General features: G+C 68.8%; 25 protein-coding genes. 20 read left to right on the top strand and 5 right to left on the bottom strand.

Annotated features, from left to right (window positions below; genetic code table 11):
* Positions 1-50: 50 nt before the first annotated feature.
* On the top strand, positions 51-698 hold the full coding sequence (locus HWX55_RS34150; protein ID WP_175978871.1) for a glutathione S-transferase family protein: 648 nt from the start codon (positions 51-53) through the stop codon (positions 696-698).
* A complete protein-coding gene (locus HWX55_RS34145; RefSeq protein ID WP_175978870.1) occupies positions 695-1936 on the top strand; it encodes a multifunctional CCA addition/repair protein in 1242 nt (413 codons plus the stop codon). Before HWX55_RS34150 ends, HWX55_RS34145 begins: the two co-directional genes overlap by 4 nt.
* Before the next feature lie 56 nt (positions 1937-1992).
* Here HWX55_RS34145 and HWX55_RS34140 read toward each other — a convergent pair whose 3' ends face one another.
* Entirely contained in the window at positions 1993-2772 is a 780-nt protein-coding gene (locus HWX55_RS34140; RefSeq protein ID WP_175978869.1) for an XRE family transcriptional regulator, read from the bottom strand.
* Between the two features lie 379 nt (positions 2773-3151).
* Here HWX55_RS34140 and HWX55_RS34135 point away from each other — a divergent pair, with 379 nt between their 5' ends.
* A complete protein-coding gene (locus HWX55_RS34135; RefSeq protein WP_175978868.1) occupies positions 3152-5002 on the top strand; it encodes a M24 family metallopeptidase in 1851 nt (616 codons plus the stop codon).
* 57 nt (positions 5003-5059) lie between these two features.
* Here HWX55_RS34135 and HWX55_RS34130 read toward each other — a convergent pair whose 3' ends face one another.
* From HWX55_RS34130 to flgA, 3 genes are all read right to left on the bottom strand, one after another.
* The gene (locus tag HWX55_RS34130) at positions 5060-5500 is read right to left on the bottom strand and encodes a flagellar protein FlgN (protein WP_050014259.1); all 441 of its coding nucleotides are present in this window, start codon (positions 5498-5500) and stop codon (positions 5060-5062) included.
* A 78-nt stretch (positions 5501-5578) separates the two neighbouring features.
* Positions 5579-5908 (bottom strand): flagellar biosynthesis anti-sigma factor FlgM, encoded by a 330-nt coding sequence (flgM, locus tag HWX55_RS34125; RefSeq protein ID WP_050014260.1) that lies wholly within the window; start codon positions 5906-5908, stop codon positions 5579-5581.
* A 117-nt stretch (positions 5909-6025) separates the two neighbouring features.
* Positions 6026-7264: a flagellar basal body P-ring formation chaperone FlgA gene (gene flgA / locus HWX55_RS34120; protein WP_175978867.1), complete on the bottom strand. Its 1239-nt coding sequence runs from the start codon at positions 7262-7264 to the stop codon at positions 6026-6028.
* Between the two features lie 204 nt (positions 7265-7468).
* Between flgA and flgB the strand changes: the two genes are divergently transcribed.
* The 13 genes from flgB to HWX55_RS34055 all read left to right on the top strand — a co-directional run bounded on the left by flgB (position 7469) and on the right by HWX55_RS34055 (position 21008).
* Complete coding sequence (flgB, locus tag HWX55_RS34115) at positions 7469-7957, top strand: flagellar basal body rod protein FlgB (RefSeq protein ID WP_175978866.1); 489 nt, start codon at positions 7469-7471, stop codon at positions 7955-7957.
* A gap of 55 nt (positions 7958-8012) precedes the next feature.
* On the top strand, positions 8013-8438 hold the full coding sequence (flgC, locus tag HWX55_RS34110) for a flagellar basal body rod protein FlgC (protein WP_050014262.1): 426 nt from the start codon (positions 8013-8015) through the stop codon (positions 8436-8438).
* Positions 8439-8504: 66 nt separating this feature from the next.
* Positions 8505-9251, top strand: a complete 747-nt coding sequence (locus tag HWX55_RS34105; protein ID WP_175978865.1) for a flagellar hook assembly protein FlgD — start codon at positions 8505-8507, stop codon at positions 9249-9251.
* A gap of 27 nt (positions 9252-9278) precedes the next feature.
* Complete coding sequence (flgE, locus tag HWX55_RS34100) at positions 9279-10520, top strand: flagellar hook protein FlgE (protein WP_175978864.1); 1242 nt, start codon at positions 9279-9281, stop codon at positions 10518-10520.
* 19 nt (positions 10521-10539) lie between these two features.
* Positions 10540-11298 carry a flagellar basal-body rod protein FlgF gene (gene flgF, locus HWX55_RS34095; RefSeq protein ID WP_175978863.1) on the top strand — a complete coding sequence of 253 codons (759 nt, stop codon included), beginning with the start codon at positions 10540-10542 and terminating at the stop codon, positions 11296-11298.
* 34 nt (positions 11299-11332) lie between these two features.
* Positions 11333-12121 (top strand): flagellar basal-body rod protein FlgG, encoded by a 789-nt coding sequence (flgG, locus tag HWX55_RS34090; protein WP_174390313.1) that lies wholly within the window; start codon positions 11333-11335, stop codon positions 12119-12121.
* 21 nt (positions 12122-12142) lie between these two features.
* Complete coding sequence (gene flgH, locus HWX55_RS34085) at positions 12143-12832, top strand: flagellar basal body L-ring protein FlgH (protein ID WP_050014266.1); 690 nt, start codon at positions 12143-12145, stop codon at positions 12830-12832.
* Between the two features lie 5 nt (positions 12833-12837).
* On the top strand, positions 12838-14013 hold the full coding sequence (locus HWX55_RS34080; RefSeq protein ID WP_050014341.1) for a flagellar basal body P-ring protein FlgI: 1176 nt from the start codon (positions 12838-12840) through the stop codon (positions 14011-14013).
* A complete protein-coding gene (flgJ, locus tag HWX55_RS34075; protein ID WP_175978862.1) occupies positions 14014-14997 on the top strand; it encodes a flagellar assembly peptidoglycan hydrolase FlgJ in 984 nt (327 codons plus the stop codon). It abuts the gene before it with no gap.
* Between the two features lie 218 nt (positions 14998-15215).
* Positions 15216-15971 carry a flagellar brake protein gene (locus tag HWX55_RS34070; protein WP_050014268.1) on the top strand — a complete coding sequence of 252 codons (756 nt, stop codon included), beginning with the start codon at positions 15216-15218 and terminating at the stop codon, positions 15969-15971.
* A 193-nt stretch (positions 15972-16164) separates the two neighbouring features.
* Positions 16165-18165, top strand: coding sequence for a flagellar hook-associated protein FlgK (gene flgK / locus HWX55_RS34065; RefSeq protein ID WP_175978861.1), 2001 nt, complete (start codon positions 16165-16167; stop codon positions 18163-18165).
* Positions 18166-18187: 22 nt separating this feature from the next.
* Entirely contained in the window at positions 18188-19429 is a 1242-nt protein-coding gene (gene flgL, locus HWX55_RS34060) for a flagellar hook-associated protein FlgL (RefSeq protein ID WP_124638312.1), read from the top strand.
* Between the two features lie 271 nt (positions 19430-19700).
* The gene (locus HWX55_RS34055; RefSeq protein WP_175978860.1) at positions 19701-21008 is read left to right on the top strand and encodes a solute carrier family 23 protein; all 1308 of its coding nucleotides are present in this window, start codon (positions 19701-19703) and stop codon (positions 21006-21008) included.
* Between the two features lie 43 nt (positions 21009-21051).
* Here HWX55_RS34055 and HWX55_RS34050 read toward each other — a convergent pair whose 3' ends face one another.
* Entirely contained in the window at positions 21052-21936 is an 885-nt protein-coding gene (locus tag HWX55_RS34050; RefSeq protein ID WP_050014276.1) for a transcriptional regulator GcvA, read from the bottom strand.
* 96 nt (positions 21937-22032) lie between these two features.
* Between HWX55_RS34050 and HWX55_RS34045 the strand changes: the two genes are divergently transcribed.
* The 4 genes from HWX55_RS34045 to HWX55_RS34030 all read left to right on the top strand — a co-directional run bounded on the left by HWX55_RS34045 (position 22033) and on the right by HWX55_RS34030 (position 25531).
* Complete coding sequence (locus HWX55_RS34045; RefSeq protein WP_175978859.1) at positions 22033-22701, top strand: chromate transporter; 669 nt, start codon at positions 22033-22035, stop codon at positions 22699-22701.
* Positions 22698-23225, top strand: a complete 528-nt coding sequence (locus tag HWX55_RS34040; protein WP_050014278.1) for a chromate transporter — start codon at positions 22698-22700, stop codon at positions 23223-23225. The genes HWX55_RS34045 and HWX55_RS34040 overlap by 4 nt, the downstream gene beginning before the upstream one ends.
* Before the next feature lie 58 nt (positions 23226-23283).
* Positions 23284-24048: a YoaK family protein gene (locus tag HWX55_RS34035; RefSeq protein ID WP_175978858.1), complete on the top strand. Its 765-nt coding sequence runs from the start codon at positions 23284-23286 to the stop codon at positions 24046-24048.
* A 361-nt stretch (positions 24049-24409) separates the two neighbouring features.
* Complete coding sequence (locus HWX55_RS34030) at positions 24410-25531, top strand: porin (protein WP_069621021.1); 1122 nt, start codon at positions 24410-24412, stop codon at positions 25529-25531.
* The last annotated feature ends 156 nt before the right edge of the window (positions 25532-25687 follow it).

The raw sequence follows: 25687 nt of genomic DNA, 5'->3' as shown, positions 1-25687 counted from the left end.
CGCCGGTCGGCGCCTTTCGTTTCCTGTTTCGCATTTTTCGGAACCCCGTCATGAAGCTCGTCATTGGAGACAAGAACTACTCGTCGTGGTCGATGCGGCCGTGGCTGCTGCTCGTGCATTTCGGCATCCCGTTCGACGAGATCGTGGTCGAACTGCGCCGCGACGACACGGCCGCGCGCATCCGCGAATACTCGCCGACCGGCAAGGTGCCGTGTCTGGTCGACGATCACGGCGCGGCGATCTGGGATTCGCTCGCGATCGCCGAGACGCTCGCCGAGCGCTATCCGCAATTCCCGATGTGGCCGGCCGACCCGCTCGCGCGTGCACATGCGCGCTGCGTGTCCGCCGAGATGCATTCGGGCTTCATGGCGCTGCGCACGCAGATGGGCATGAGCATCCGCGCGTCGATGCCGGGGCGCGGCGCGACGCCCGACGCGCTCGCCGACGTCGCGCGCATCGACGCGCTGTGGAGCGAATGCATCGAGGCGTCGGGCGGACCGTTCCTGTTCGGCGAATTCGGGATTGCCGATGCGATGTATGCGCCCGTCGTGATGCGCTTCAACACGTATGCGCCGGCGCTGTCGCCGGAGGCGGCAGGCTATGCGGCGCGCGTGACGGCGCTGCCGGCGGTGCAGCGGTGGATCGATGCCGCGCGCCGCGAAACCAACGTGATCGGCGAATACGAACCGCAGCCATGAACATCTACGCAGTAGGCGGAGCGATCCGCGACGAATTGCTCGGCGTGCCGGTGCAGGACCGCGACTACGTGGTGGTCGGCGCGACGCCCGAGCAGATGACCGCGCAGGGCTTCCGGCCGGTCGGCAAGGATTTCCCGGTGTTCCTGCATCCGCAGACGCAGGAGGAATACGCGCTCGCGCGCACCGAGCGCAAGACGGCGGCCGGCTATCACGGCTTCCAGTTCCACTACGCGCCGGACGTGACGCTCGACGAGGATCTCGCGCGGCGCGACCTGACGATCAACGCGATGGCGCGCGAGGTGAGCCCGGAAGGCGCGCTGGTCGGCCCGGTGATCGATCCGTTCGACGGGCAGGCCGACCTGCGCGCGCGCGTGTTCCGGCACGTGAGCGACGCGTTCGTCGAGGATCCGGTGCGGATCCTGCGCATCGCGCGCTTCGCCGCACGGTTCGCGGATTTCACGGTCGCCGACGAAACGCTCGCGCTGATGCGGCGGATGGTCGACGCGGGCGAGGTCGACGCGCTCGTGCCCGAGCGCGTGTGGCAGGAAATCGCGCGCGGGCTGATGGAGGCTAAGCCGTCGCGGATGTTCGCGGTGCTGCGCGATTGCGGCGCGCTCGCGCGCATCCTGCCCGAGGTCGACGCGCTGTGGGGCGTGCCGCAGCGCGCCGATTACCACCCGGAAGTCGATACCGGCGTGCACGTGATGATGGTCGTCGACTACGCGGCGAAGCAGGGCTATTCGCTGGCGGTGCGCTTCGCGGCGCTCACGCACGATCTCGGCAAGGGGACGACGCCTGCGGACGTGCTGCCGCGCCACGTCGGCCACGAGGGCCGCAGCGTCGAGTTGCTCAAGCCGTTGTGCGAGCGGCTGCGCGTGCCGAACGAATGCCGCGATCTCGCACTGGTGGTCGCGCGCGAGCACGGCAACCTGCATCGCGTGATGGAGATGGGCGCGGCCGCGCTGGTGCGGCTCTTCGAGCGCAGCGACGCGCTGCGCAAGCCGGCGCGCTTCGCCGAACTGCTGCAGGCGTGCGAGTCGGACGCGCGCGGCCGGCTTGGGCTCGATGCGCAGCCGTATCCGCAGGCCGAGCGGCTGCGCGTCGCGCTCGCGGCCGCACGCAGCGTCGATGCCGGCGCGATCGCGCGTGGCATCGGTAGCGACACGGAGAAGATCAAGGAAGCCGTGCATCGCGCGCGGATCCAGGCCGTCGCGCAGGCGCTTGCGATCGGCGAGTAGTCGGCGAGTAGTAATCGGCGCGGAACCGGGCGCGCGGCATGTGCGCCTGTCGGTCGTTACGGTTTCTTCCTGCGCGCCGGCGTCGCGGCCGCCGGGCGTTTGCCGGCGGCGGCGCGCGGCTTCGCCGAACCCTTCTTGTCGGCTGCGTCAACCTTGGACGGCCGCGCCGCGGCGGCGTCGCGAACATCCCGTCTGGGCGTCGGCGCACGGCGGCTCACGCGCGGCTCGGCGGGCTTCGACTGCCGGATTTCCGTCGTCGCGGACGCGAATTCCGCCGAACTGTCGTCGAACAGCGGCAGCGTGCTGACGGTGATCAGCTCGACCGGCCCGTCGCCGACATTGGCCACGCGATGCCGCTTGCGCGCGTCGAAGTGCAGCGAGTCCCCGGGCCCCAGCGGGTAATGCTTCCTGCCGACCGTGTAGCAGACGCGGCCGGCCAGCACGTACACGAATTCGTCGCCGCCGTGCGCGACCCATTCCGACCGGTAGCCTCCCATCATCTGCACTTTCAGCGCGTTGATCTGGCTGCCGTCGAACGTGGTGGACAGCCGTTCGTACCATTGCGACGCGGCGTCGAGCGCGTACGGCTTGCGGCTGCCCTCGTGCGAATCGGGCTGCGGCTGGCGCGGCTGCTCGATCAGCGTGCCGAGCGGCACGCCCAGCGCCTTCGCGACGTTGACGAGCGACGACAGCGAGATGCCCGTCAGATGACGCTCGACCTGCGACAGGAACCCGACCGACAGTTTCGCTTCGGTCGCGACTTCCAGCAGCGTCTTCTTCGCTTCCCGGCGCAGGCGGCGAATGCGCTGGCCGATACGCATGAGGTCTGAATCCATGAATCTCTTTCGTGGCAACGAGTCGGGGCGCGGGCACGGCGGCGGTGCGCTCGCCGGGGCGGAGGCCGGCGCATTGTACCGCGCAGCATCGCCGGGTGAATTGGCGCTGGCGCTGTGCGGGGATCCGCAGGTCGTGCGCCGATTTTAGTCCTACGAAAATTTTGGCTTGACCTCGATTTCGGCCTGCTCTAGATTCTGTCGCGCATCAAACAAAGTTAAGTGAGACGAAAATTTCCCGAGGGCGGCCGCTGAAACCGCGGCGCGGCCCGGCCGTGCGTCGCGCCGTGCGCGACCTGCGCCGCGGCGACGAGTGGGGTCGGGCAGGCGCGATGCCGCGACACGCCGCCGGCCGCCGACAACAATGAATAACGGGCATCCGATGATCGATCGACTGAAATACAGCTTCTCCGGCCTTCCCGCGTACGACGCGTCCGTCGCCGAGACCCAGGCCGGCCTGTCGCGCCTGCTCGATGCCGCGCGACTCGACGCGGTGGTGATCACGTCGCAGGACGAGTACGTGACCGAGTACCTGCCGCGCAGCAACAACCCGCGCTACGCGGTGTCGGGCTTCGACGGCTCGGCCGGCTGCGGGATCTTCCTGAGCGCGGCGACCGCGCAGGCGCTCGGCGTGCCGCCGTTCGTGCTGTTCGTCGATGGCCGCTATCACTTCCAGGCCGACGAGCAGTGCGATCCGGCGCGCGTGCGCGTCGAGAAGCTCGGCATCGACGTGACGATCTGGCAGGCGATGGCCGACTGGCTGGTCGCGCACGCGAGCCGGCTCGCGCGGGTCGGCTACGACGCGCGGCGGGTCAGCGTCGCGCAGCGCAACCGGCTGTTCGAGCAGACGCAGGCCGCGACGCTCGACTGGACGAGCCTCGCCGATCGCGAAATCGACCAGGCGATCGCGCTGCCGGGCTGGAACGTCGAGCGGCCGATCTTCGAGATTCCCGCCACGATGACCGGCCTGAGCGTCGCGCAGAACCTCGACACGCTGAACCGCCGGCTCGCCGCGCATACCGGCGCGGCCGACGGCAAGACCGCGTTCTTCACCTGCGCGTCGGACGATCTCGCGTATCTGCTGAACAGCCGCGGCTATCACATCCCGAATGCGTCGTCGCACCTCGGCTTCCTGTTCGCGGTCGGCGCGCAGGTGGCGTTGTTCTTGCCGGAAGGCTGCGACCGCTGCGAGGTCGCGCTCGATTCGTATCCGGCGCTGCACGTGATCCGGCGCGACGTCGCGGCGCTCGAGCGCTTTCTCGCGCAGTTCGCGGTCGAGCACGTGTGCTACGGCTTCGAATCGGTGAACTGCGCGCTCGTCGACGCGGTGAACCGCGTGTGGCCGCACGCGCGGCATGCCGATTTCAACCCGGTCGAGGCGATGCGGGCGAGCAAGACGCCGGCGGTGCTCGACCAGTTCCGCGACGCGTTCGCGCGCAGCGCCGCGGCGATCGCCGAGACGATGCGCTGGGCAAAGACCGGCGAGCCGGGCGTGCGCCACACCGAGTACGACCTCGCGCGCACGATCAACGACGCATACGGCGCCCGTTCGGCGGTCGCGCTGTCGTTTCCGTCGATCGCGGCGAACGGCGCGAACAGCGCGTTCGCGCATTACACGGCGGCGAGCGCCGACGTCGAGCTGACCGAAGGCGAACTCGTGCTGCTCGACAGCGGCGCGTACTACGAAGCCGGCTTCGCGACGGACTGCACGCGCGTCGTGCTGCGTCGCACGCGGCCGGACACGGTCGCGCAGCCGTGGCAGCGCGAGATCTACACGGTCGCGCTGAAGGCCTGCATCAAGGGGCTCGTCACGCGCTTTCCGGCGACCGCGACGGGCGGCGACGTCGATGCGCTGGTGCGGCAGGTGTGTCGCGATCACGGCCATGATTTCGGCCACGGCACCGGGCACGGCGTCGGGATTCACGTGCACGAGGGCGGCGTGCGGTTCGCGCCGGGCGCGCGGTACGGGCTGGTGCCGAATGCGGTGATTTCGGTCGAGCCGGGCATTTATTTGCCGGGCAAGGGCGGCGTGCGGATCGAGAACATCGTGATCGTGCGGCCGGACGACGCGCAGCCCGACACCGTGACGTTCGAGAACATCGTGACGGTCGGCTACGACTGGGACCTGATCGATCTGGATCTGCTGGACGACGCCGAGCGCGCGTATCTGCGCGACTACGAGCGGCTGTGCGTGGAACGCGGCACGCAGGTCACCGCGTGTCCGCTGTTGTAACGAAGGGAAGGAGACAGGCGCGGCCGTCGGGCGGCCGCGCGGCGCGACGTCGGCCGGTCAGCGCGCGAGCGCCGACACGCGTCCGTCGGGGCCGTACACGCCGGACGGCGCGGGCGCCGAGCGCAGCACCGCGAGCGCGCGCTCGTTGTAGTCCATCCGGATCCGGATCAGCATCCCGTTGTTCGCATTGGCCTGGCGCGCGCGTTCGGCGGCCTGTTGCAGCAGTTGCCAGCGGCTCGCGAGGCGCGCATCGCGCTCGGCCGCCTGGTCCATGCCTTTCTTGCCGGCCGGAAAGCCGAGCGCGGAAAGCTGCGTGTCGCGCGTGCGTTCGAGCTGCGCGAGCCGGTCGATCAGTTCGCTTTTCTTCTCGACGATGCCGGGCAGCATCTCGAGCGGCTCGGCCGTCGTCAGCGCCTTTTCCTCGTAGACGAGCAGCGACGCGAACGCCTCGATCGTCGCGTGTTCGTCGTTGACCGTGGCCAGCAGCTCTTCTCTCATCGCGTCATGCTCGTCACGCCGGTGCGTGCGGTGTCGCGCGCGCCGGCAAACCGGGTGACCCGGCCACGAGGCCGGGGCTTAGCTGCCCTGCGGGCGCTGCTGTTGCAGCAGTTCGCGGGCGGTGTTCAATACGCCGTCGGCAATCTTGTTCGCATCGATCGTCAGCGTGCCGTCGTTCAGCGCGTCCTTGATCGACTGGACGAGGCCCGTGTCGATATCGGCGTCGCCCGACGCGGATACCGAACGCAGCTGGCCGGACAGACCCGACAGGTTTACGTTCGTGTCGCTGCCGCTCGATCCTGCATCGGCTGCCTGTGCGGACGACTGGGCCGTGCCGGACGGCGCACGGGCCGCGCCGGTGCCGGTCGGCGCGAGGGGGCTCGGTTTCGGAGTGGAATCGATCTTCACGATGGGTTTCCTGTACGGTTTGACCCAGATAACGGCCGGGTCGGCCCGAACTTTAGCATCGCGAGCCCGAAATGCTCCGAATAAACAATTCTTTACATTTTTGCGGCAGTTCCGTCCCTACAGCGGAATTTCGACGGTGCCGGCGTCCTTGACGATCGCCGTGACGATCTGTCCGGCCGCCATCCGCACGCGTACCGACTGGCCGGGCGCCGCATTCGCGAGCACGCTGCCCTCGGCCGAAATCGTGAAGCCGGGGCCGGCCGCGACGACCCGCACCGTCTGGCCGGCCGACACCGACGCCGCGCTCTTCAGCATGTCCTGCCGCAGCGGCAGCCCGGCCGAGATGCGCGCGAGCGCGGTCGCGCCGACGGCCTGCGCGGGATCGGTGATCACCGCGAGCGGCAGCACCGTCAGGTCGCCGTCGCGCGCGACCAGGTCGGCCGCGGAGAGCGGCTCGCCGGGCGCGATCTGCCGCGCGGCGACGTAATAGGTGGCCTGCACGGCGACCTTCGCCTGCAGGTAGACGGTCCACGGCCGCTCGCCCGCGCAGCGCACGCCGACCGTCGTGCGGCCCCACAGGCGCGCACCGGTCGGCAAGAACGGCTCGAGCGTCGTGCAGGCGGCGAGCCCGCGCGGAAAGGCGGTCGTGACCGTCGCGGTGGTCTTGCCGGGCAGGCCGGCGATCTGCTGCTGCAGGAACGTGAGCGCCGCGCGCCGGATCGTTTCGGGGTCTTGCTGGCCGGGCGGCGTCGCGGGCTGGGTCGTAGCGGCGGCCGGGGCCGGGGCCGGGTTGGCGGAAGCGGCCGCCGTGCGCGCTGCCGCTGCGGCCGACGCGGCACGGGCTGCCGCGAGGCGCGCCGAAGCTGCCGATTGCGGCGCCGGCCGCGCGAAAGCCGATGCAGGCTCGGCCGTGCCGGCGACGACCGTCGCGATGGCGGCGGGGTCCGCCGCGCGCGGCGTTGCGCCGTACCCGGCGTTCGCGCGGGCGGCTGCGTAGACCGGAAGCGGCGCAGGGGCCTGCACAGCGGCCGGCGGCGGAACGCTCGTCACGACCATCTGGCCGGCCGGTTGCGCCGCGTAGCCATCTCCGGTCGCGGCGCTCGCCGCGCCAGCCGCGCGCTGCCCGCCCGAAGCCGACGCCGAAGCGATCCCCGCATTCCCGCCGAACTGCCCGCCGCTCGCCGCATTGGCGTGCGCGAGCGCGGTTTCGGCCGTCTCGCCGCGCCCGGGAATCACGATCATCCCGTCGTCGGCATGCACGGCGGGCGCGACGATCCACAGCGCCGCAGCGAGCGCGAACGCACGCCGGGCGTGCGTGAGCCGCCCGTTCCTGCCGCGAAGTGCGCCGCCCGTCATCGCCGTGTCCTCGATCCGTTGATCCGCTTCGCATTCTAGGGAGCCGGGGCGTCGCGCAAACGATGAATAGAGGGGGCCTTTGCCGCGTTATTCGCCCGATTGCCGGTTGCGTCCCGCGCCTACCATCGCTGTCATGGAAAAAAGCCTCTCGGGTCGCCATCCGGTGCGAGGGGCGTGCAGCGCTTCATACGGAGAGACGCACACATGCTGGACAAACTCGATGCGGAATTCGCGTTCGGCCGACAGGCGCTCGACGTGCGCGCCTATCGGCAGGAACTGCTGTCGTCGAACATCGCGAACGCCGACACGCCCGGCTACCAGGCCCGCGACGTCGATTTCGCGTCGACGCTCGCGCGCTCGCTGAAGCAGACGGGCGGCGGCCTCGCGCCCAGCAACGCCGCGCAACTGCCGATGGCGCAGCCGGCCGGCGTGACGAGCGGCATGTCGATGGTGTCGACGGCGGCGGGCCACATGGCCGGCACCGCGAAGCTGATCCCGACCGGCGGCCCGTCGGACGACTACGGCCGTGCGCAATACCGGATGCCGCTGCAGCCGTCGCTCGACGGCAACACGGTCGATCTCGACGTCGAGCGCGTGCAGTTCGCGAACAACGCGCTGCACTACGAAACCGGGATGACCGTGATGACCCAGCAGATCAAGGCGATGATCGCCGCGATCACGACGAACTCGTAACGAACTCGCAAGCGCCGGCCGCTTCCGAATCCGGCACCCAGCACAAGGAGCCTCCATGCCTTCGTTGATGAACATCTTCGGCGTCGCCGGTTCGGCGCTGTCCGCGCAATCGCAGCGCCTGAACGTGACCGCGTCGAACCTCGCGAACGCCGACAGCGCGACCGGCCCCGACGGCAAGCCGTACAAGGCCAAGCAGGTCGTGTTCGCGACCGATCCGATCGGCGGCGCGCGCAGCGCGTCCGGCCAGGGCGTGGGCGGCGTGCGCGTGACCAAGGTGATGGACGACCCGTCGCCGATGAAATCGACCTACGACCCGGCGAACCCGTCCGCCGACGCGAACGGCTACGTGCAGATGCCGAACGTCGACCCGGTGCAGGAGATGGTGAACATGATCTCGGCGTCGCGCTCGTACCAGGCCAACGTCGAGACGCTGAACACCGCGAAGACGCTGATGCTCAAGACGCTGACGATCGGCTCGTAAGCCGCGCGCCGCCCGACGTTTTTCTACCGAGACCCGAACCGACAGTTCCGACAGAAGGCCAACAGGATGACTTCCTCCAACACGACGATCGGCGGCAACGGCACCAACGTGTCGACGCTGCCGACCGACACGATGAACACCAACAACGTGTCGTCGACCAACGGCACGTCGGCGAGCGACCTGCAGGCGACGTTCCTGAAGCTGCTCGTCACGCAGTTGCAGAACCAGGATCCGACCAGCCCTGTGGACAGCTCGCAGATGACGTCGCAGCTCGCGCAGATCAACACGGTGAGCGGCATCGCGCAGCTGAACACGTCGCTCACGTCGCTGTCGACGCAGCTCACGGCCGGCCAGCAGACGCAGGCCGCGCTGCTGATCGGCACGAACGTGCTCGCGCCGGGCAATGCGGTCGCGGTGAAGGGCGGCGCGGCGTCGCCGTTCGGCGTGTCGCTCGCGAGCTCGGTGTCGAACCTGACGATCACCGTGAAGAACTCGGCGGGCACCGTCGTGAACACGATCAACGCGGGCGCGCAGTCGGCCGGCACCGTGCCGTTCAACTGGACGCCGACCGATGCGGCCGGCAACGCGCTGCCGGACGGCAAGTACACGGTCAGCGCGTCGTATACCGACAGCAACGGCACGCCGCACGCGGCCACGACGCTCGGGGCCGCGACGGTGCAGAGCGTGGTCAAGCAGGCGGACGGCACCGCGGGGCTCGTGCTGTCGAACGGCACGACGGTGGGGCTCACCCAGGTTGCGTCGATCTTCCCGAACACGAAGTCGTCCTCGACCGGCGACACCACCACCAACTGATCGAGTTTTCTCGTCACGGAGAGCGAAATGGGTTATCAACAAGGTCTGAGCGGCCTCGCCGGCGCATCGAACGCGCTGGACGTGATCGGCAACAACATCGCGAACGCGAACACGGTCGGCTTCAAGTCGAGCACCGCGCAGTTCGCCGACATGTACGCGAACTCGGTCGCGACGTCGGTCAACACGCAGATCGGCATCGGCACGTCGCTGAACGCGGTGCAGCAGAACTTCGGGCAGGGCACGATCAATACGACGAACTCGTCGCTCGACGTCGCGATCAACGGCAACGGCTTCTTCCAGATGTCGAACAACGGCGTGACGACGTACTCGCGCGACGGCACGTTCCAGCGCGACAAGAACGGCTTCATCGTCGACGCGCAGGGCCGTAACCTGATGGGCTACGCGGCGAACGCGGGCGGCGTGATCAACACCGCGCAGACCGTGCCGCTGCAGGCGCCGACCAACAACATCGCGCCGACCGCGACGACCAAGATCACCGGCCAGTTCAACCTGAACTCGCAGGACACGGTGCCGACCAAGACGCCGTTCAGCGCGACCGACAACACGACGTACAACTACTCGACCGCGATCCAGGTGTACGACTCGCTCGGCGGCTCGCAGCCGGTCAACATGTACTTCGTGAAGTCGGCGGCCGGCACGTGGGAAGCGTACGCGGGCGTCCAGGGCGGCGCGACGACCGATCTCGGCACGATCACGTTCGACACGTCGGGCGCGATCAAGAGCACGACGACCGGCACGCCGGCCGCGCCGACCGCGTCGCTCGGCCAGTTCCAGTTCACCGTGCCGAACACCGACGGCTCGGCGACGCCGCAATCGCTGACGCTCGACCTGACCGGCACGACGCAGTACGGCGGCAAGGACGGCGTGAACAACCTCGCGCAGGACGGCTACGCGAGCGGCACGCTCACCACCTATTCGATCGGCAGAGACGGCAAGCTGACCGGCAACTACTCGAACGGCCAGACCGCCGTGCTCGGCCTGATCGCGCTCGCGAACTTCAACAACCCGAACGGGCTGGTGAACCTCGGCGGCAACCAGTACGCCGAATCGTCGGCGTCGGGCGTGCCGCAGATCTCGGCGCCGGGCAGCACGAACCACGGCACGCTGCAGGGCAGCGCGCTCGAGAACTCGAACGTCGACCTGACCTCGCAGCTCGTCAACCTGATCACCGCGCAGCGCAACTACCAGGCGAACGCGCAGACGATCAAGACGCAGCAGACCGTCGACCAGACGCTCATCAACCTGTAAGCGCGGACAACCGGCAGCCATGGACCGACTGATCTATACGGCGATGACGGGCGCGTCGCAGTCGCTCGACCAGCAGGCGATCGTCGCGAACAACCTCGCGAACGCGTCGACGACGGGTTTTCGCGCGCAGCTCGCGACGTATCGCGCGGTGCCGATGAATTTCGGCGACGGCAGCAACATCGACCCGACGACGACGCGCACCTACGTGCTCGCGTCGACGCCCGGCGCCGATTACGCGCCGGGTCCGATCACGCGCACCGGCAATCCGCTCGACGTCGCGGTGCAGGGCGCGGGCTGGCTGTCGGTGCAGACGGCCGACGGCGGCGAGGCGTACACGCGCGCCGGCAACCTGCACGTCGACGAGAACGGCCAGCTCGTCAACGCGAGCAACCTGCCGGTGGTCGGCAACGGCGGCCCGATCGCGGTGCCGCCGAACGCGGAAGTGACGATCGGCAAGGACGGCACGGTGTCCGCGCTGATGCCGGGCGACCCGCCGACCGCGGTCGCGATCGTCGACCAGATCAAGCTCGTCAATCCCGATCCGGCCACGCTCACGCGCGGCAACGACGGGTTGTTCCGCACCGCCGACGGCAATCCGGCCGACACCGACCCGAACGTGGTCGTCACGCCGAATTCGATCGAAGGCAGCAACGTGAACCCGGTGACCGCGATGGTCGCGATGATCGACAACGCGCGCGCGTTCCAGCTGCAGTCGAAGCTGATCCAGACGGCCGACCAGAACGAGCAGACGGCGAACCAGCTGCTCAATTTCAGCTGAGCGCCCGCGCCAGCCCAAGCAGGAGACCTGACAAATGAATCGTTCGCTCTACATCGCCGCGACCGGCATGAATGCGCAGCAGGCGCAGATGGACGTGATTTCGAACAACCTCGCGAACACCAGCACGAACGGCTTCAAGGCGTCGCGCGCGGTGTTCGAGGATCTGCTGTACCAGACCATCCGCCAGCCCGGCGCGAACTCGACGCAGCAGACCGAACTGCCGTCGGGCCTGCAGCTCGGCACCGGCGTGCAGCAGGTCGCGACCGAGCGCCTGTACACGCAGGGCGGCCTCACGCAGACCGGCAACTCGAAGGACGTCGCGATCAACGGCGCGGGCTTCTTCCAGGTGCTGATGCCGGACGGCACCAACGCGTACACGCGCGACGGCTCGTTCCAGACCAACGCGCAGGGCCAGCTCGTCACGTCGAGCGGCTACCAGATCCTGCCGGCGATCACCGTGCCGCAGAACGCGCAGTCGCTGACGATCGGCAAGGACGGCGTCGTGTCGGTCACGCAGCCGGGTTCCAGCAACGCGGTGCAGATCGGTTCGCTGCAGATCGCGACCTTCATCAACCCGACCGGCCTCGAGGCGAAGGGCGAGAACCTGTTCGCGGAAACGACGTCGTCGGGTGCGCCGAACGTGTCGCAGCCGGGGCTGAACGGCGCGGGCGTGCTCAACCAGGGCTACGTCGAGGCGTCGAACGTGAACGTCGTGCAGGAACTCGTCAACATGATCCAGACGCAGCGTGCCTACGAGATCAACAGCAAGGCCGTGACGACGTCCGACCAGATGCTGCAGACCGTCACGCAGATGAAGAGCTAACCGGAACGTCCCGTCGCAGCCATGAAGCAGGTTCGCCTCCCCTCGTCAGCCACCGTCCGCGCCGCGTGCGCGGTCGCGGTGGCGGCGCTCGCCGGTTGCGCGCAGATTCCGCGCGATCCGATCATCCAGCAGCCGATGACGGCGCAGCCGCCGATGCCGATGTCGATGCAGGCGCCCGGCTCGATCTACAACCCCGGCTACGCGGGGCGGCCGCTGTTCGAGGATCAGCGCCCGCGCAACATCGGCGACATCCTGACGATCATGATCGCGGAGAACATCAACGCGACCAAGTCGTCGGGCGCGAACACCAACCGGCAGGGCAACACCGACTTCAGCGTGCCGACGGCCGCGTTCCTCGGCGGGCTGTTCGCGAAGGCGAACCTGTCGGCGGCCGGCGCGAACAAGTTCGCGGCCACCGGCGGCGCGAGCGCGGCGAACACGTTCAACGGCACGATCACGGTGACCGTCACCAGCGTGCTGCCGAACGGCAACCTCGTGGTCAGCGGCGAGAAGCAGATGCTGATCAACCAGGGCAACGAATTCGTGCGCTTCTCGGGGGTCGTCAACCCGAACACGATCTCGGGCGCGAACTCCGTCTACTCGACGCAGGTCGCCGACGCGAAGATCGAATACTCGTCGAAGGGCTACATCAACGAAGCCGAGACAATGGGCTGGCTGCAGCGCTTCTTCCTCAACATCGCGCCGTGGTGATGACGATGCAGCTGCCTCTTTTCCACCGCCTGTCGCTGCGTGCACGCGCCGTCGCGCGGTGTGCCGCCGTCGTGCTGGCCGCGTGCGTGCTCGGCGCCGCGCCCGCGCATGCGGAACGCCTGAAGGATCTCGCGCAGATCCAGGGCGTGCGCGACAACCCGCTGATCGGCTATGGCCTCGTCGTCGGCCTCGACGGCACGGGCGACCAGACGATGCAGACGCCGTTTACGACGCAGACGCTCGCGAACATGCTCGCGAACCTCGGCATCTCGATCAACAACGGTTCGGCCAACGGCGGCCCGTCGTCGCTGAACAACATGCAGCTGAAGAACGTCGCGGCCGTGATGGTGACGGCCACGCTGCCGCCGTTCGCGCGGCCCGGCGAAGCGCTCGACGTGACCGTGTCGTCGCTCGGCAACGCGAAGAGCTTGCGCGGCGGCACGCTGCTGCTCACGCCGCTGAAGGGCGCGGACGGGCAGGTGTACGCGCTCGCGCAGGGCAACATGGCGGTCGGCGGCGCGGGCGCCAGCGCGAACGGCAGCCGCGTGCAGGTGAACCAGCTCGCGGCCGGCCGGATCGTCGGCGGCGCAATCGTCGAGCGCGCGGTGCCGAACGCGGTCGCGCAGATGAACGGCGTACTGCAGCTGCAGCTGAACGACATGGATTACGGCACCGCGCAGCGGATCGTGTCCGCGGTCAACTCGAGCTTCGGCCCGGGCACCGCGACGGCGCTCGACGGCCGCACGATCCAGCTCGCGGCGCCGGCCGATTCCGCGCAGCAGGTCGCGTTCATGGCGCGCCTGCAGAACCTCGACGTGAGCCCGGACAAGGCCGCTGCGAAGGTGATCCTGAACGCGCGCACCGGCTCGATCGTGATGAATCAGATGGTCACGCTGCAAAGCTGCGCGGTCGCGCACGGCAACCTGTCGGTGGTCGTCAACACGCAGCCGGTGGTGTCGCAGCCGGGGCCGTTCTCGAACGGGCAGACGGTGGTCGCGCAGCAGTCGCAGATCCAGTTGAAGCAGGACAACGGCGCACTGAAGATGGTGACGGCCGGCGCGAATCTCGCCGACGTCGTGAAGGCGCTGAACACGCTCGGCGCGACGCCCGCGGACCTGATGTCGATCCTGCAGGCGATGAAGGCGGCCGGCGCGCTGCGCGCCGACCTGGAGGTGATCTAAATGGCAGCCACGCTCCCCAACGCAAATGACCTCACGCAGCGCTTCGCGCTCGACGTGCAGGGTTTCGACGCGCTGCGCGCGCAGGCGAAGCAGTCGCCGCAGGCCGGCGCGAAGGCGGTCGCCGGCCAGTTCGACGCGATGTTCACGCAGATGATGCTCAAGAGCATGCGCGATGCATCGCCCGACGGCGGCTTGTTGGATTCGCATACGTCGAAGATGTACACGTCGATGCTCGACCAGCAGCTCGCGCAGCAGATGTCGACGCGCGGCATCGGCGTCGCCGATGCGCTGATGAAGCAGCTGCTGCGCAATGCGGGCGCCAGCGCGGGCGGCGACACGGCGGCCGACGTCGGCGCGGGCGGCATGGGCGCCGGCGGCCTCGGCACGGCCGGCAACGAAGGCAGCCTCGCCGCGATGAACGCGATGGCGAAGGCCTATGCGAACGCGGCGAACAACGGCGGGCTCGCCGGTGCGCGCGGCTACTCGGCCGGCAGCGCGCTGACGCCGCCGGTCAAGGGCGCGAGCGGCGTGCCGAACGCGGACGCGTTCGTCGACCGGCTCGCGGCTCCCGCGCAGGCGGCCAGCGCGACGACCGGCATCCCGGCGCGTTTCATCGTCGGCCAGGCCGCGCTCGAATCGGGCTGGGGCAAGCGCGAGATCCGCGCGACCGACGGCTCGACCAGCTACAACGTGTTCGGCATCAAGGCGAACAAGGGCTGGACCGGCCGCACCGTGTCGGCGCTGACCACCGAATACGTGAACGGCACGCCGCGCCGCGTGGTCGCGAAGTTCCGTGCGTACGACTCGTACGAGCACGCGATGACCGATTACGCGAACCTGCTGAAGAACAACCCGCGCTATGCGGGCGTGCTGAGCGCGAGCCGCAGCGTCGAAGGCTTCGCGCACGGGATGCAGAAGGCCGGCTACGCCACCGACCCGAATTACGCGAAGAAGCTGATCTCGATCATGCAGCAGATCGGCTGACGGCCGCGCCCGCCACCGGTTGGCCCCCCTCGGACCGCGCCCGGCACCTTGCCGCGCGCGGTTTCAACGTTTGCGAGAAATAAATCGCCGTTTCGATCTAAACTTTCGGTCAGCACTGCCGCTAAGTGTGAGAGACCTGCGACCGGGCCCCCGTTCTGGCCCGGTTTTATTGCGCACCGGTTGCCCCGGGCGCCCATGACAAGAAAGACCGGCTAGCCATGAATATCGAAACGTCGACGGACCCCAGCCTGGATGCAGGCCACTCCGGGCCCGACTATGCCCGCCGCAATCCGCTGGAAATCGGCGTGCAGCTGCGCAACCTGGTGAACCGCGGCGATTTCCTGACCGTCCAGTATCCGGGCGGCCAGCTCGTCACGCGTCTGCTCGAGGTCGACGTCGGCGAGCGGACGTTCACGTTCGACTGGGGCGCGCTGTCCGAGCAGAACGCCGGCATCCTCGGCGCGTCGCACTGCACGTTCGCGGCCGCGCCGGAGGGCGTGCGCGTCGAATTCACCACGGGCACGCCGCGCGAGACGCGCTACGAGGGGCTGCCCGCGTTCGTCGCCGATTTCCCCGACGTGCTGGTGTGCATCCAGCGCCGCGAATATTTCCGCGTCGACGCGCCGATCGTCGATCCGTTCCTGTGCCGCGGCAAGCTGCCGGACGGCGAAAGCTTCCTGTTCGAGGTGCACAACCTGTCGCTCGGCGGCGTGGGGCTGCGCACGGCCGACGAGCGCGTCGAGGCGCTCGAGGTCGGCACGCTGCTGCCGGACGTCGAGCTCGAGCTGACCGGCCACGGCAAGCTGTCGCTCGACCTGCAACTGGTGTCGCAGCGTTCGACGCAGATGCCGAACGGGTCGCGGCGCTACCAGCTCGGCTTTCGCTACATGTCGCTGCCGGGCAGCGCGGAGAACACGCTGCAGCGGCTGATCACGCAACTCGAAATGAAGCGCCGCTCGCTCGCGCGAGCCTGACGCGCATCCGGCGGCCGGCCCCCACGGGCCGTCTGCGCGGCGCTGCCGGCGGCCTCCGCCGGCCGCTTCCGGCGGCGACGCACACCCGTGCGCCGCGCATGCATTTTTCCCTCAATTTTTTCAATCCGCGGCCGTTATACCGGGAGTCACGCAACCCGGCGGCCGCAGCGCGGCCAGCTCATCAGGATCGCGCATGTCCAACACACTCATGAACCTCGGCGTCAGCGGCCTGAATGCCGCGCTCTGGGGCCTCACGACGACCGGCCAGAACATCAGCAACGCCGCGACGCCGGGCTATTCGGTCGAACGCCCCGTCTATGCCGAGGCGAGCGGGCAGTACACCAGCAGCGGCTACATGCCGCAGGGCGTGAACACCGTCACCGTGCAACGGCAGTACAGCCAGTACCTGAGCGACCAGCTGAACGGCGCGCAGACGCAGGGCGGCGCGCTGTCGACGTGGTATTCGCTCGTCGCGCAGCTGAATAACTACGTCGGCAGCCCGACGGCCGGCATCTCGACCGCGATCACGAGCTATTTCACCGGGCTGCAGAACGTCGCGAACAATGCGTCCGATCCGTCGGTGCGGCAGACCGCGATCAGCAACGCGCAGATTCTCGGCGACCAGCTGAAGGCGGCGGGCCAGCAATACGACGCGTTGCGCCAGAGCGTGAACACGCAGCTCACCAGCACCGTGTCGCAGATCAACACGTACACCGCGCAGATCGCGCAGCTGAACCAGCAGATCTCGGCGGCGAGCAGCCAGGGGCAGCCGCCGAACCAGCTGATGGACCAGCGCGACCTCGCGGTGTCGAACCTGTCGAGCCTCGCCGGCGTGCAGGTCGTGCGCAACGACAGCGGCTACAGCGTATTCCTGGCGGGCGGTCAGCCGCTCGTCGTCGCCGACAAGAGCTACCAGCTTGCGACCGTCACGTCGTCGTCCGATCCGAGCGAGCTCACCGTCGTGTCGCAGGGCATCGCCGGCGCGAATCCGCAGGGGCCGAACCAGGCGCTGCCGGATGCGTCGCTGTCGGGCGGCACGCTCGGCGGCCTGCTCGCGTTCCGCCGCCAGACGCTCGACCCGGCCCAGGCGCAGCTCGGCGCGCTCGCGACCAGCTTCGCCGCGCAGGTCAACGCGCAGAACGCGCTCGGCGTCGATCTGGCGGGCAAGCCGGGCGGCAACCTGTTCACGGTGACGAACCCGACCGTCTATTCGAATCAGGGCAACACCGGCAACGCGTCGCTGTCCGTGTCGTTCGCCAATGCGTCGCAGCCGACGACGAGCGACTACACGCTGTCGTACGACGGCACGAACTACACGCTGACCGACCGCGCGAGCGGGTCGGTGGTCGACCAGAAGGCGGGTCCGATGCCGGTCTCGCTCGGCGGGCTGAACTTCTCGTTCTCGTCCGGCGCGATGAATGCCGGCGACCAGTTCACCGTGCTGCCGACGCGCGGCGCGCTGACCGGCTTCGGCCTCGCGACCACGAGCGGCTCGGCGATCGCGGCCGCGTCGCCGGTGGTCGCTGCGGCATCGAAAACCAACATCGGCACGGCAAAGATCACGCAGGGCGCGGTGAGCGCCGGCTACCAGGTGCCGACGACGCCGACCAAGCTGACCTACGACGCGGCGTCGCAGTCGCTGTCGGGCTTCCCGGCCGGCACCACGGTGACGATCGCGGGCACCCCGCCGACCTCGGTGACGATCACGAGCCCGACCGACAGCGTGCCGTACAACGCGACGGCCGGCGCGAAGCTGACGATCAACAGCACCACGCAGCCGGCTCCGGCGGGCGTGATGAACGGCGTGACCGTCACGCTGTCCGGCGCGCCGTCGGATGGCGACACGTTCACGATCGGACCGTACGCGGGCGGCACGAGCGACGGCTCCAACGCACAAGCGTTGTCGCAGCTCGTCACCGCGAAGGCGCTCGGCGGCGGCACGACGACGCTGACCGGCGCGTATGCGAACTACGTGAACGCGATCGGCAACACGGCGAGCCAGCTGAAGTCGTCGAGCGCCGCGCAGACCTCGCTCGTCGGCCAGATCACGACCGCGCAGCAGTCGGTGTCGGGCGTGAACCAGAACGAGGAAGCGGCGAACCTGATGCAGTACCAGCAGCTTTACCAGGCGAACGCGAAAGTGATCCAGACGGCGGCGACGCTGTTCCAGACCGTGCTCGGCCTGTTCAACTGACCGGATTCGAGGGATAGAAGCGATGCGAATTTCCAGCGCCCAGTTCTTCCAGCTGAACGTTTCACAGATGAACGATCAGCAGGCGCAGCTCGCGCAGCTGTACCAGCAGATTTCGAGCGGCACGAGCCTGCAGACGCCGGCCGACAACCCGGTCGGCGCGGCGCAGGCCGTGCAGCTGTCGATGACGTCGGCGACGCTGTCGCAGTACGCGACCAACCAGACCACCGCGCTCGCGTCGCTGCAGGCCGAGGACCAGGCGCTGCAGAGCGTGAGCAGCGTGCTGACCGGCGTGCAGACGCTGATCGTGCGTGCCGGCGACGGCTCGCTGGCCGACAGCGACCGCTCGGCGCTCGCGACGCAGCTGCAAGGCTATCGCGACCAGCTGGTGACGCTCGCGAACTCGAACGACGGTGCCGGCAATTACCTGTTCGCCGGCCTGAACAATTCGACGGCGCCGTTCACGGCCAGCCCGAACGGCAGCATCAGCTACGTCGGCGACTCGGGCACGCGCCAGGTGCAGATCGCCGATTCGAGCAGCGTGTCGCAGGGCGACACCGGTTCGGCGGTGTTCATGTCCGTGCCGTCGCTCGGCAGCGCGCAGGTTCCGTCGGCCGGCGCCGGCAACGTCGGCACCGGCGCAATCGGCGCGGTGACGGTGACGGACCCGTCCGCCGCGACCAACGATCACCATTTCGCGATCACGTTCGGCGGCACGCCCGCCGCGCCGACCTACACGGTGACCGACAACTCGGCCAAGCCGCCGACCACGACGCCCGCGCAGGCCTATACGTCGGGTGCGTCGATCGCGCTCGGCAGCGGGATGACGGTGGCCGTATCGGGCACGCCGAGCACCGGCGATACGTTCGCCGTGACGCCCGGCCCGCAGGCAAGCGGCGGCGCCGACATCTTCTCGACGCTCGACTCGATGATCGCGGCGCTGAAGACGCCGGTGACCGGCAACCCTGTCGCGGCCGTGTCGCTGAAGAACGCGTTGATGACCGGGTCGATCAAGGTCGGCAACACGATGCGCAACGTGACGACGATCCAGGCATCCGTCGGCGGCCGCGAGCAGGAAGTGAAGGCGATGCAGGCCGTCACCCAGACCGCGTCGCTGCAGACGACCAGCAACCTGACGGACCTGACCAGCACCAACATGGTCACGACGATCAGCCAGTACCTGCAGGTGCAGAACGCGCTGACCGGCGCGCAGAAGGCGTACGTGCAACTGCAGAACCTGTCGCTGTTCCAGTACATCAATCCGTGATGCACGCGGCGCCGGCTTCGAGGTGAGCGCATGCTTACTTCGCGGCCGGCGCTTGCCGCCGCCGTCCGCGCATCATGCGCGGACGGGCGCTTCGCCGGGCCGCGCGGTCGCGCCCCGGTTCTCTCGCGCGGCCTGCCGCGTTCTCGTCTGGCCGGCCCCCGCCTACCGGTTCGCTTGCCAGCCCCCATTCCGCTCCGTAAACTCGCGCCAGATTCCAGACCGGCGCATCCTTCGCAGCCGGCGACCGATGACCGACAGGAGCGCTTTCCCCATGTCCGATTCCTACTTCCCGCGCTGGCGGGTCCAATCGACCGGCGCGGCCTCGCGCGTGGTCGGCCCCGACGAGCGCCTCGCGTGGCCGCAGATGGTCGCGATGGGCGTGCAGCACGTCGTCGCGATGTTCGGTTCGACCGTGCTCGCGCCGCTGCTGATGGGCTTCGACCCGAACCTGTGCATCTTCATGTCGGGCATCGGCACGCTGCTGTTCTTCGTGCTGGTCGGCGGGCGCGTGCCGAGCTATCTCGGCTCGAGCTTCGCGTTCATCGGCCTCGTGATCGCGGTGACCGGCTACGGCGGCAGCGGCCCGAACCCGAACATTCCGGTCGCGCTCGGCGGGATCGTCGCGTGCGGCGTCGTGTACGTCGCGCTCGGCGCGCTGGTGCAGGCGATCGGCACGCGCTGGATCGAGACGCTGATGCCGCCCGTCGTCACCGGGGCGGTGGTCGCGGTGATCGGGCTGAACCTCGCGCCGATCGCGGTCAAGGGCGTGTCCGGCTCGACCTTCGAATCGGTGATGGCGCTCGTCACGGTGCTGTGCGTCGGCGGCGTCGCGGTGTTCGCGCGCGGGATGATGCAGCGCCTCTTGATCCTCGTCGGGCTCGTGATCGCGTACGTGATCTACGCGATCGCGACCAACGGGATGGGCCTCGGCAAGCCGATCGATTTCGCGATCGTCGCGCAGGCCGCGTGGTTCGGCGTGCCGAGCTTCCGTGCGCCGGTGTTCGATCCGCACGCGATGCTGATGCTCGCGCCGATCGCGGTGATCCTGGTCGCGGAAAACCTCGGTCACATCAAGGCCGTCAGCGCGATGACGGGCACCAACCTCGACCGCTACGTCGGCCGCGCGTTCATCGGCGACGGGCTCGCGACGATCGTGTCCGGCAGCGTCGGCGGCACGGGCGTGACCACCTACGCGGAGAACATCGGCGTGATGGCCGTCACGCGGATCTATTCGACGCTGGTGTTCGCGGTCGCGGCGCTGATCGCGATCGGGCTGGGCTTCTCGCCGAAGTTCGGCGCGGTGATCCAGACGATTCCCGGCCCCGTGCTCGGCGGCGTGTCGATCGTCGTGTTCGGGCTGATCGCGGTGACGGGCGCGCGGATCTGGGTCGTCAACAAGGTCGACTTCTCCGACAACCGCAACCTGATCGTCGCGGCCGTCACGCTCGTGCTCGGCGCCGGCGACTTCTCGCTGAAGCTCGGCGGCTTCGGGCTCGGCGGGATCGGCACCGCGACGTTCGGCGCGATCATCCTGTACGCGATCCTGCGCAAGGAGAAGGAACCGGGGCCGGTGGTGTGATTCGGGCGCGGGCGGTGCAATGCCGCCCGTCGTTGCGCATACCTCATGCACCGGTATTCGACTGCCCCTGCAGCCACGCACAGAACTGCGCGACGAGCGGATCGTCGGCCGGCGCGCCCGGCGCGATCCACCAGTAGCTGCGCGTCGCGATACGCGGCCCGTCGAGCGGCATCACCAGGCGCCCGCTCGCCAGCTCGTCGTCGATCAGCGGCAGCGGCCCGAGCGCGACGCCCAACCCGTCGACCGCCGCCTGCAGCGCCAGGTAGAAATGGTCGAACGACTGCCGCTTGCGCCCCTTCATCGCGACGCCGGCCGCCGCGAACCAGTCGCGCCAGCCTTCCGGCCGCGTATCCGAATGCAGCAGCACGTGCCGCGCGAGATCGTCGGCGCGCGTGATCGGCGCGCGCTTGAGCAGCGCCGGGCTGCACACCGGAATCACGCTTTCGTCGAGGAAGTGGCCGCTCGTGCAGTTCGGCCAGTGGCCGGGGCCGCGGCGGATCGCGACGTCGAAGCCGTTCAGCGTGTCGAGCGGCGCGTTCGACGTCGACAGCTTCAGCTCGACGTTCGGCACGTCGCGCTGGAACCGCGACAGGCGCGGCAGCAACCATTTCATCGCGAAGGTCGGCAGCGCGTTGATGCGCAGCACGCGCGCCGCGCCGGTGTTGCGCAACTGCTCGGTCGCGTGCGCGATGCTGTCGAACGCCGCGCGCACGGTGTCCAGGTAGCGGCGGCCTTCGTCGGTGAGCTTCACGCGCTTGCCGTAGCGGTGGAACACCGGCTTGCCGAGCCACGCCTCGAACCCGGCAATCTGCCGGCTGATGGCACCGTGAGTCACATGCAGCTCGTCGCCGGCGGCGCTGAAGCTTTCATGTCGTGCCGCGGCTTCAAAGGCCCGAAGCGCGGAAAAGGGCGGGAGATCGCGTGCCATGCTTGTGATTCTAGATCACAAGGGCGCGCCGATAAAATCGTTTTGCCGGAATCCTGAACGGCGGTAACCTCGGTTCACCGTTTGATGAGGAGCCCCATGCAATCCGCCTTTCCGCCCGCCTCGCCGCCGCCTGCCGCACCCCCTCCCAGCGTCGGTCTCGCCGAGCTGTTCACCGGTTTCCTGTCGCTTGGCCTGATGTCGTTCGGCGGCGCGTTGCCGTTCGCGCGGCGCACGATCGTCGACGAGCGCAAGTGGCTCTCCGCCGACGAATTCACCGATCTGCTTGGCCTATGCCAGTTCCTGCCGGGCGGCAACGTGATCAATCTGTCAGTCGCCGTCGGCATGCGCTTTCGCGGCGTCGCCGGCGCGTTCGCCGGGATTCTCGGGCTGATCGCGGGCCCGACGCTCGTCGTCGTCGCGCTCGGCGTGCTGTACGCGAAGACGCAGAACGATCCGCACGTGCAGCACCTGTTCGCGGGGCTCGCCGCGGCGGCGGCCGGGTTGCTCGTCGCGATGGCCGTGAAGGTCGCGAAGCCGCTGCTTCGGGCGCCGCGCACCGCGGCGGCGATTGCGGCGCTCGCATTCGTCGCGATCGCGGTGCTGCGACTTCCGCTGCTGACCACGATGCTGGTGCTGACGCCCGTCAGCATCTGGCTCGCGTCGCGCCGCCGCGAGGCCGGCGCGCCGCGGCCGGCGCCGGATGCCACGCGAGGCGCGCACGATGCGCACGACTCGCCCCACGCGCAACAGGAGCGCCGGCCATGAGCGACACGCTGATCGCCATCGCGACGATCTTCAGCCAGTTGTCGCTGCTCGCGTTCGGCGGCGGCAACACGATCCTGCCGGAGATGCAGCGGCAGGTCGTCGACGTGCACCACTGGATGAGCGCGCACGAGTTCACCGCGCTGTTCGCGCTGGCCCAGGCGGCGCCGGGGCCGAACATGATGATCGTGTCGCTGGTCGGCTGGCACGTGGCCGGCTGGGCCGGGCTGCTCGTCGCGTCGGTCGCGAAGTTCGGGCCGTCGTCGATCGTCACGGTGCTCGCGCTGCATGCGTGGGAGCGCTTTCGCGACCGGCCGTGGCGCCGCTATGTGCAGCAGGGGATGATGCCGGTGACGGCCGGGCTCGTCGCGGCCAGCGCGGTGCTGATTTCCGAGGCGTCGAACCGCACCGCGATCCAGTGGGGCATCACGGCCGCATGTGCGGTGCTCGCGTGGCGCACGCGCATCCATCCGCTGTGGCTGCTCGCGGGCGGCGCGCTGATCGGGCTCACGGGCATCGGGCAGTGAACGGCGCACAACCGCCCTCCCGTGCGCGATACTGGCGCGACTTTTCACGGGAGGATCGATGGATCTCGACGGCGCCAGCCGCAATCTCACTGTCGCCGCATTGCTGACGCTGTCCGGCGGCTACCTCGACGCGTACACGTACGTCGGCCACGGCCACGTGTTCGCGAACACGATGACCGGCAACGTCGCGCTGCTCGGCATCAACCTGTCGGCCGGCGAATGGGCAGCCGCGCTGCATCACGTGCCGCCGCTCGGCGGCTTCGTGCTCGCGGTGTTCGTCGCGCATCTGCTCGCCCTGGCCGCGCAGCGCGGCTGGATGCGGCATACGGCGTTCGTGAGCCTGATCGTCGAAATCGCGTTTCTCGGCGTCGCCGCGAGCGGCGTCGTCGGCGCGTCGAGCGCATGGCTGATTCCGGGCATCTCGTTCGTCGCGACGCTGCAGACGCTGTCGTTCACCCATCTCGAGGCACTGTCGTACACGTCGGTGATGACGACCGGCAACCTGCGGCGCGCCGCGCAGAAGCTGTTCGTCGGGCTGATTCCGCGCTACGACGCGGGCGCGCTGCACGACTCGGCGCTGCTCGCGACGATCAGTTTCTGTTTCCTGGGCGGCGCGGTGGTCGGCGGCCTCGTGACGCGGCTCGTGCCGGACATCGCGCTGTGGGGCGCCGTGCTGCTGCTCGTCGGCGCGTTCGCGGAAATCGTGCGGCGTGCGTGGCGTCGCGCGGGGAACGGCGGTGCGGGTGGCGAGGGCGGCGAGGGCGGCGAGGGCGGTAACCGCGACGCGGGCGACAGCAGCGACGGAGCGACGCAAACGGCCTGACGGCAGGCGGGCAACCCGCAACCGGCAACCGGCAACCGGCAAGCAACCCGCCGCAGCGATCGCACCGGCGATTTCGCCGCGATCCGCATGACCACGCCGCACCATCGCCGAACCTTGCAGCGCCGCGCGTGCCCGCCGGCGCCGCCGCGCACCGTGCCGCCGCCGCACGAAAACCCGCCTCGCGCGCGAACCGTTGTTCCCGGACGACAATCGCGCGATTGCCGCGCATTTCAATTTCTTTCAGCCTCCGTACTCATCCTATGATTCACCCCACATCGCGCGCGCCATGAGCGCGCCGCGATCGCCACCCGGCTGCGCACGCGGCCGGTCATGAATGGAGACACCTAAAAAAGGAACGCTCATGAAGCAGACCACCCGACTCGCAGTCATCGCAGGGGGCGCGGCGCTGGCCTTCGCCAGCCAGTACGCAGCAGCACAAAGCTCGGTCACGCTGTGGGGCGTCGCCGACGCCAGCATCCGTTACCTGACCAACGCCAACGCGAAGAACGACGGCCTGCTGTCGATGACCAACGGCGCGATCACGAACAGCCGCTTCGGCATCTACGGCACGGAAGACCTCGGTGGCGGCCTGAAGGCCGTGTTCAACCTCGAGAGCGGCGTGAACCTGCAGAACGGCGCATTCGCCGACAGCGGCCGCCTGTTCAACCGCGCGGCGTACGTCGGCCTGCAGAGCCCGTACGGCACCGTGACGCTCGGCCGCCAGAAGACGCCGCTGTTCGACCTGCTGGCGGATACCTACGATCCTCTGACCGTCGGCAACTACCTCGAAAACGCGTGGCTGCCGGTCGCGCTCGGCGGCGGCCTGTATGCGGACAACCAGATCAAGTACACGGGCAAGTTCGAGGGCCTGACGGCGAAGGCGATGTACTCGACCGGCACCAACTACGAATCGACCGGCGCCGGCGGCTTCTCGGGCCAGATTCCGGGCTCGCTCGGCAAGGGCAATGCATGGGGCGTGTCGCTGTCGTACGTGATGGGCCCGCTCAGCATCGCGGCCGGCGCGCAGCAGAACAGCGACAACTCGGCGCGCAAGCAGACGATCTATCACGCGAACGTCGTGTACGCGTTCAGCAAGGCCAAGATCTACGCGGGCTACCTGCGCTCGAAGGACGACACGGGCTTCGTCGACAGCCTGCTCGCGCAGCAGACGATTCCGGTCGCGAAGGGCACGGGCCGCATCGACGACGGTCCGTTCGCGGGCGTGAGCTGGCAGGTCAGCGCGCCGCTGACGCTGACGGGCGCGTTCTACTACGACCACATGCGCAATGCGATGACGACGAACGGCACGCTCGCGAGCGGCAACCGCTACGCGATCGTCGGCATCGCCGAGTACGCGCTGAGCAAGCGCACCGAAATCTACGGCACCGTCGACTTCAACAAGACGAACGGCGCGGCGAACGTCGAGCTGCCCGGCCGCAGCAACCAGACGGGCATCGCGATCGGCCTGCGCAATATCTTCTGACGAACGTCGAACAATGCCTGCGCCGGCTTCGTCCGGCGCGCATCGAAGAGGCTCCGCGCTGAACTGACCCCACGAAGTTGGACGGTTGAAGACTAGGTGCCCAAGGGCTGAGTCCTGTATTGCACGGGACTCAGCCCTTTCAACTTGAGCTTAATG

This window comes from Burkholderia sp. BCC1047, from assembly GCF_902833155.1.
GTDB lineage: Bacteria > Pseudomonadota > Gammaproteobacteria > Burkholderiales > Burkholderiaceae > Burkholderia > Burkholderia sola.
Note: the sequence above shows the minus strand (reverse complement) of the source record. Positions and strands in the feature narration are given on the sequence as shown.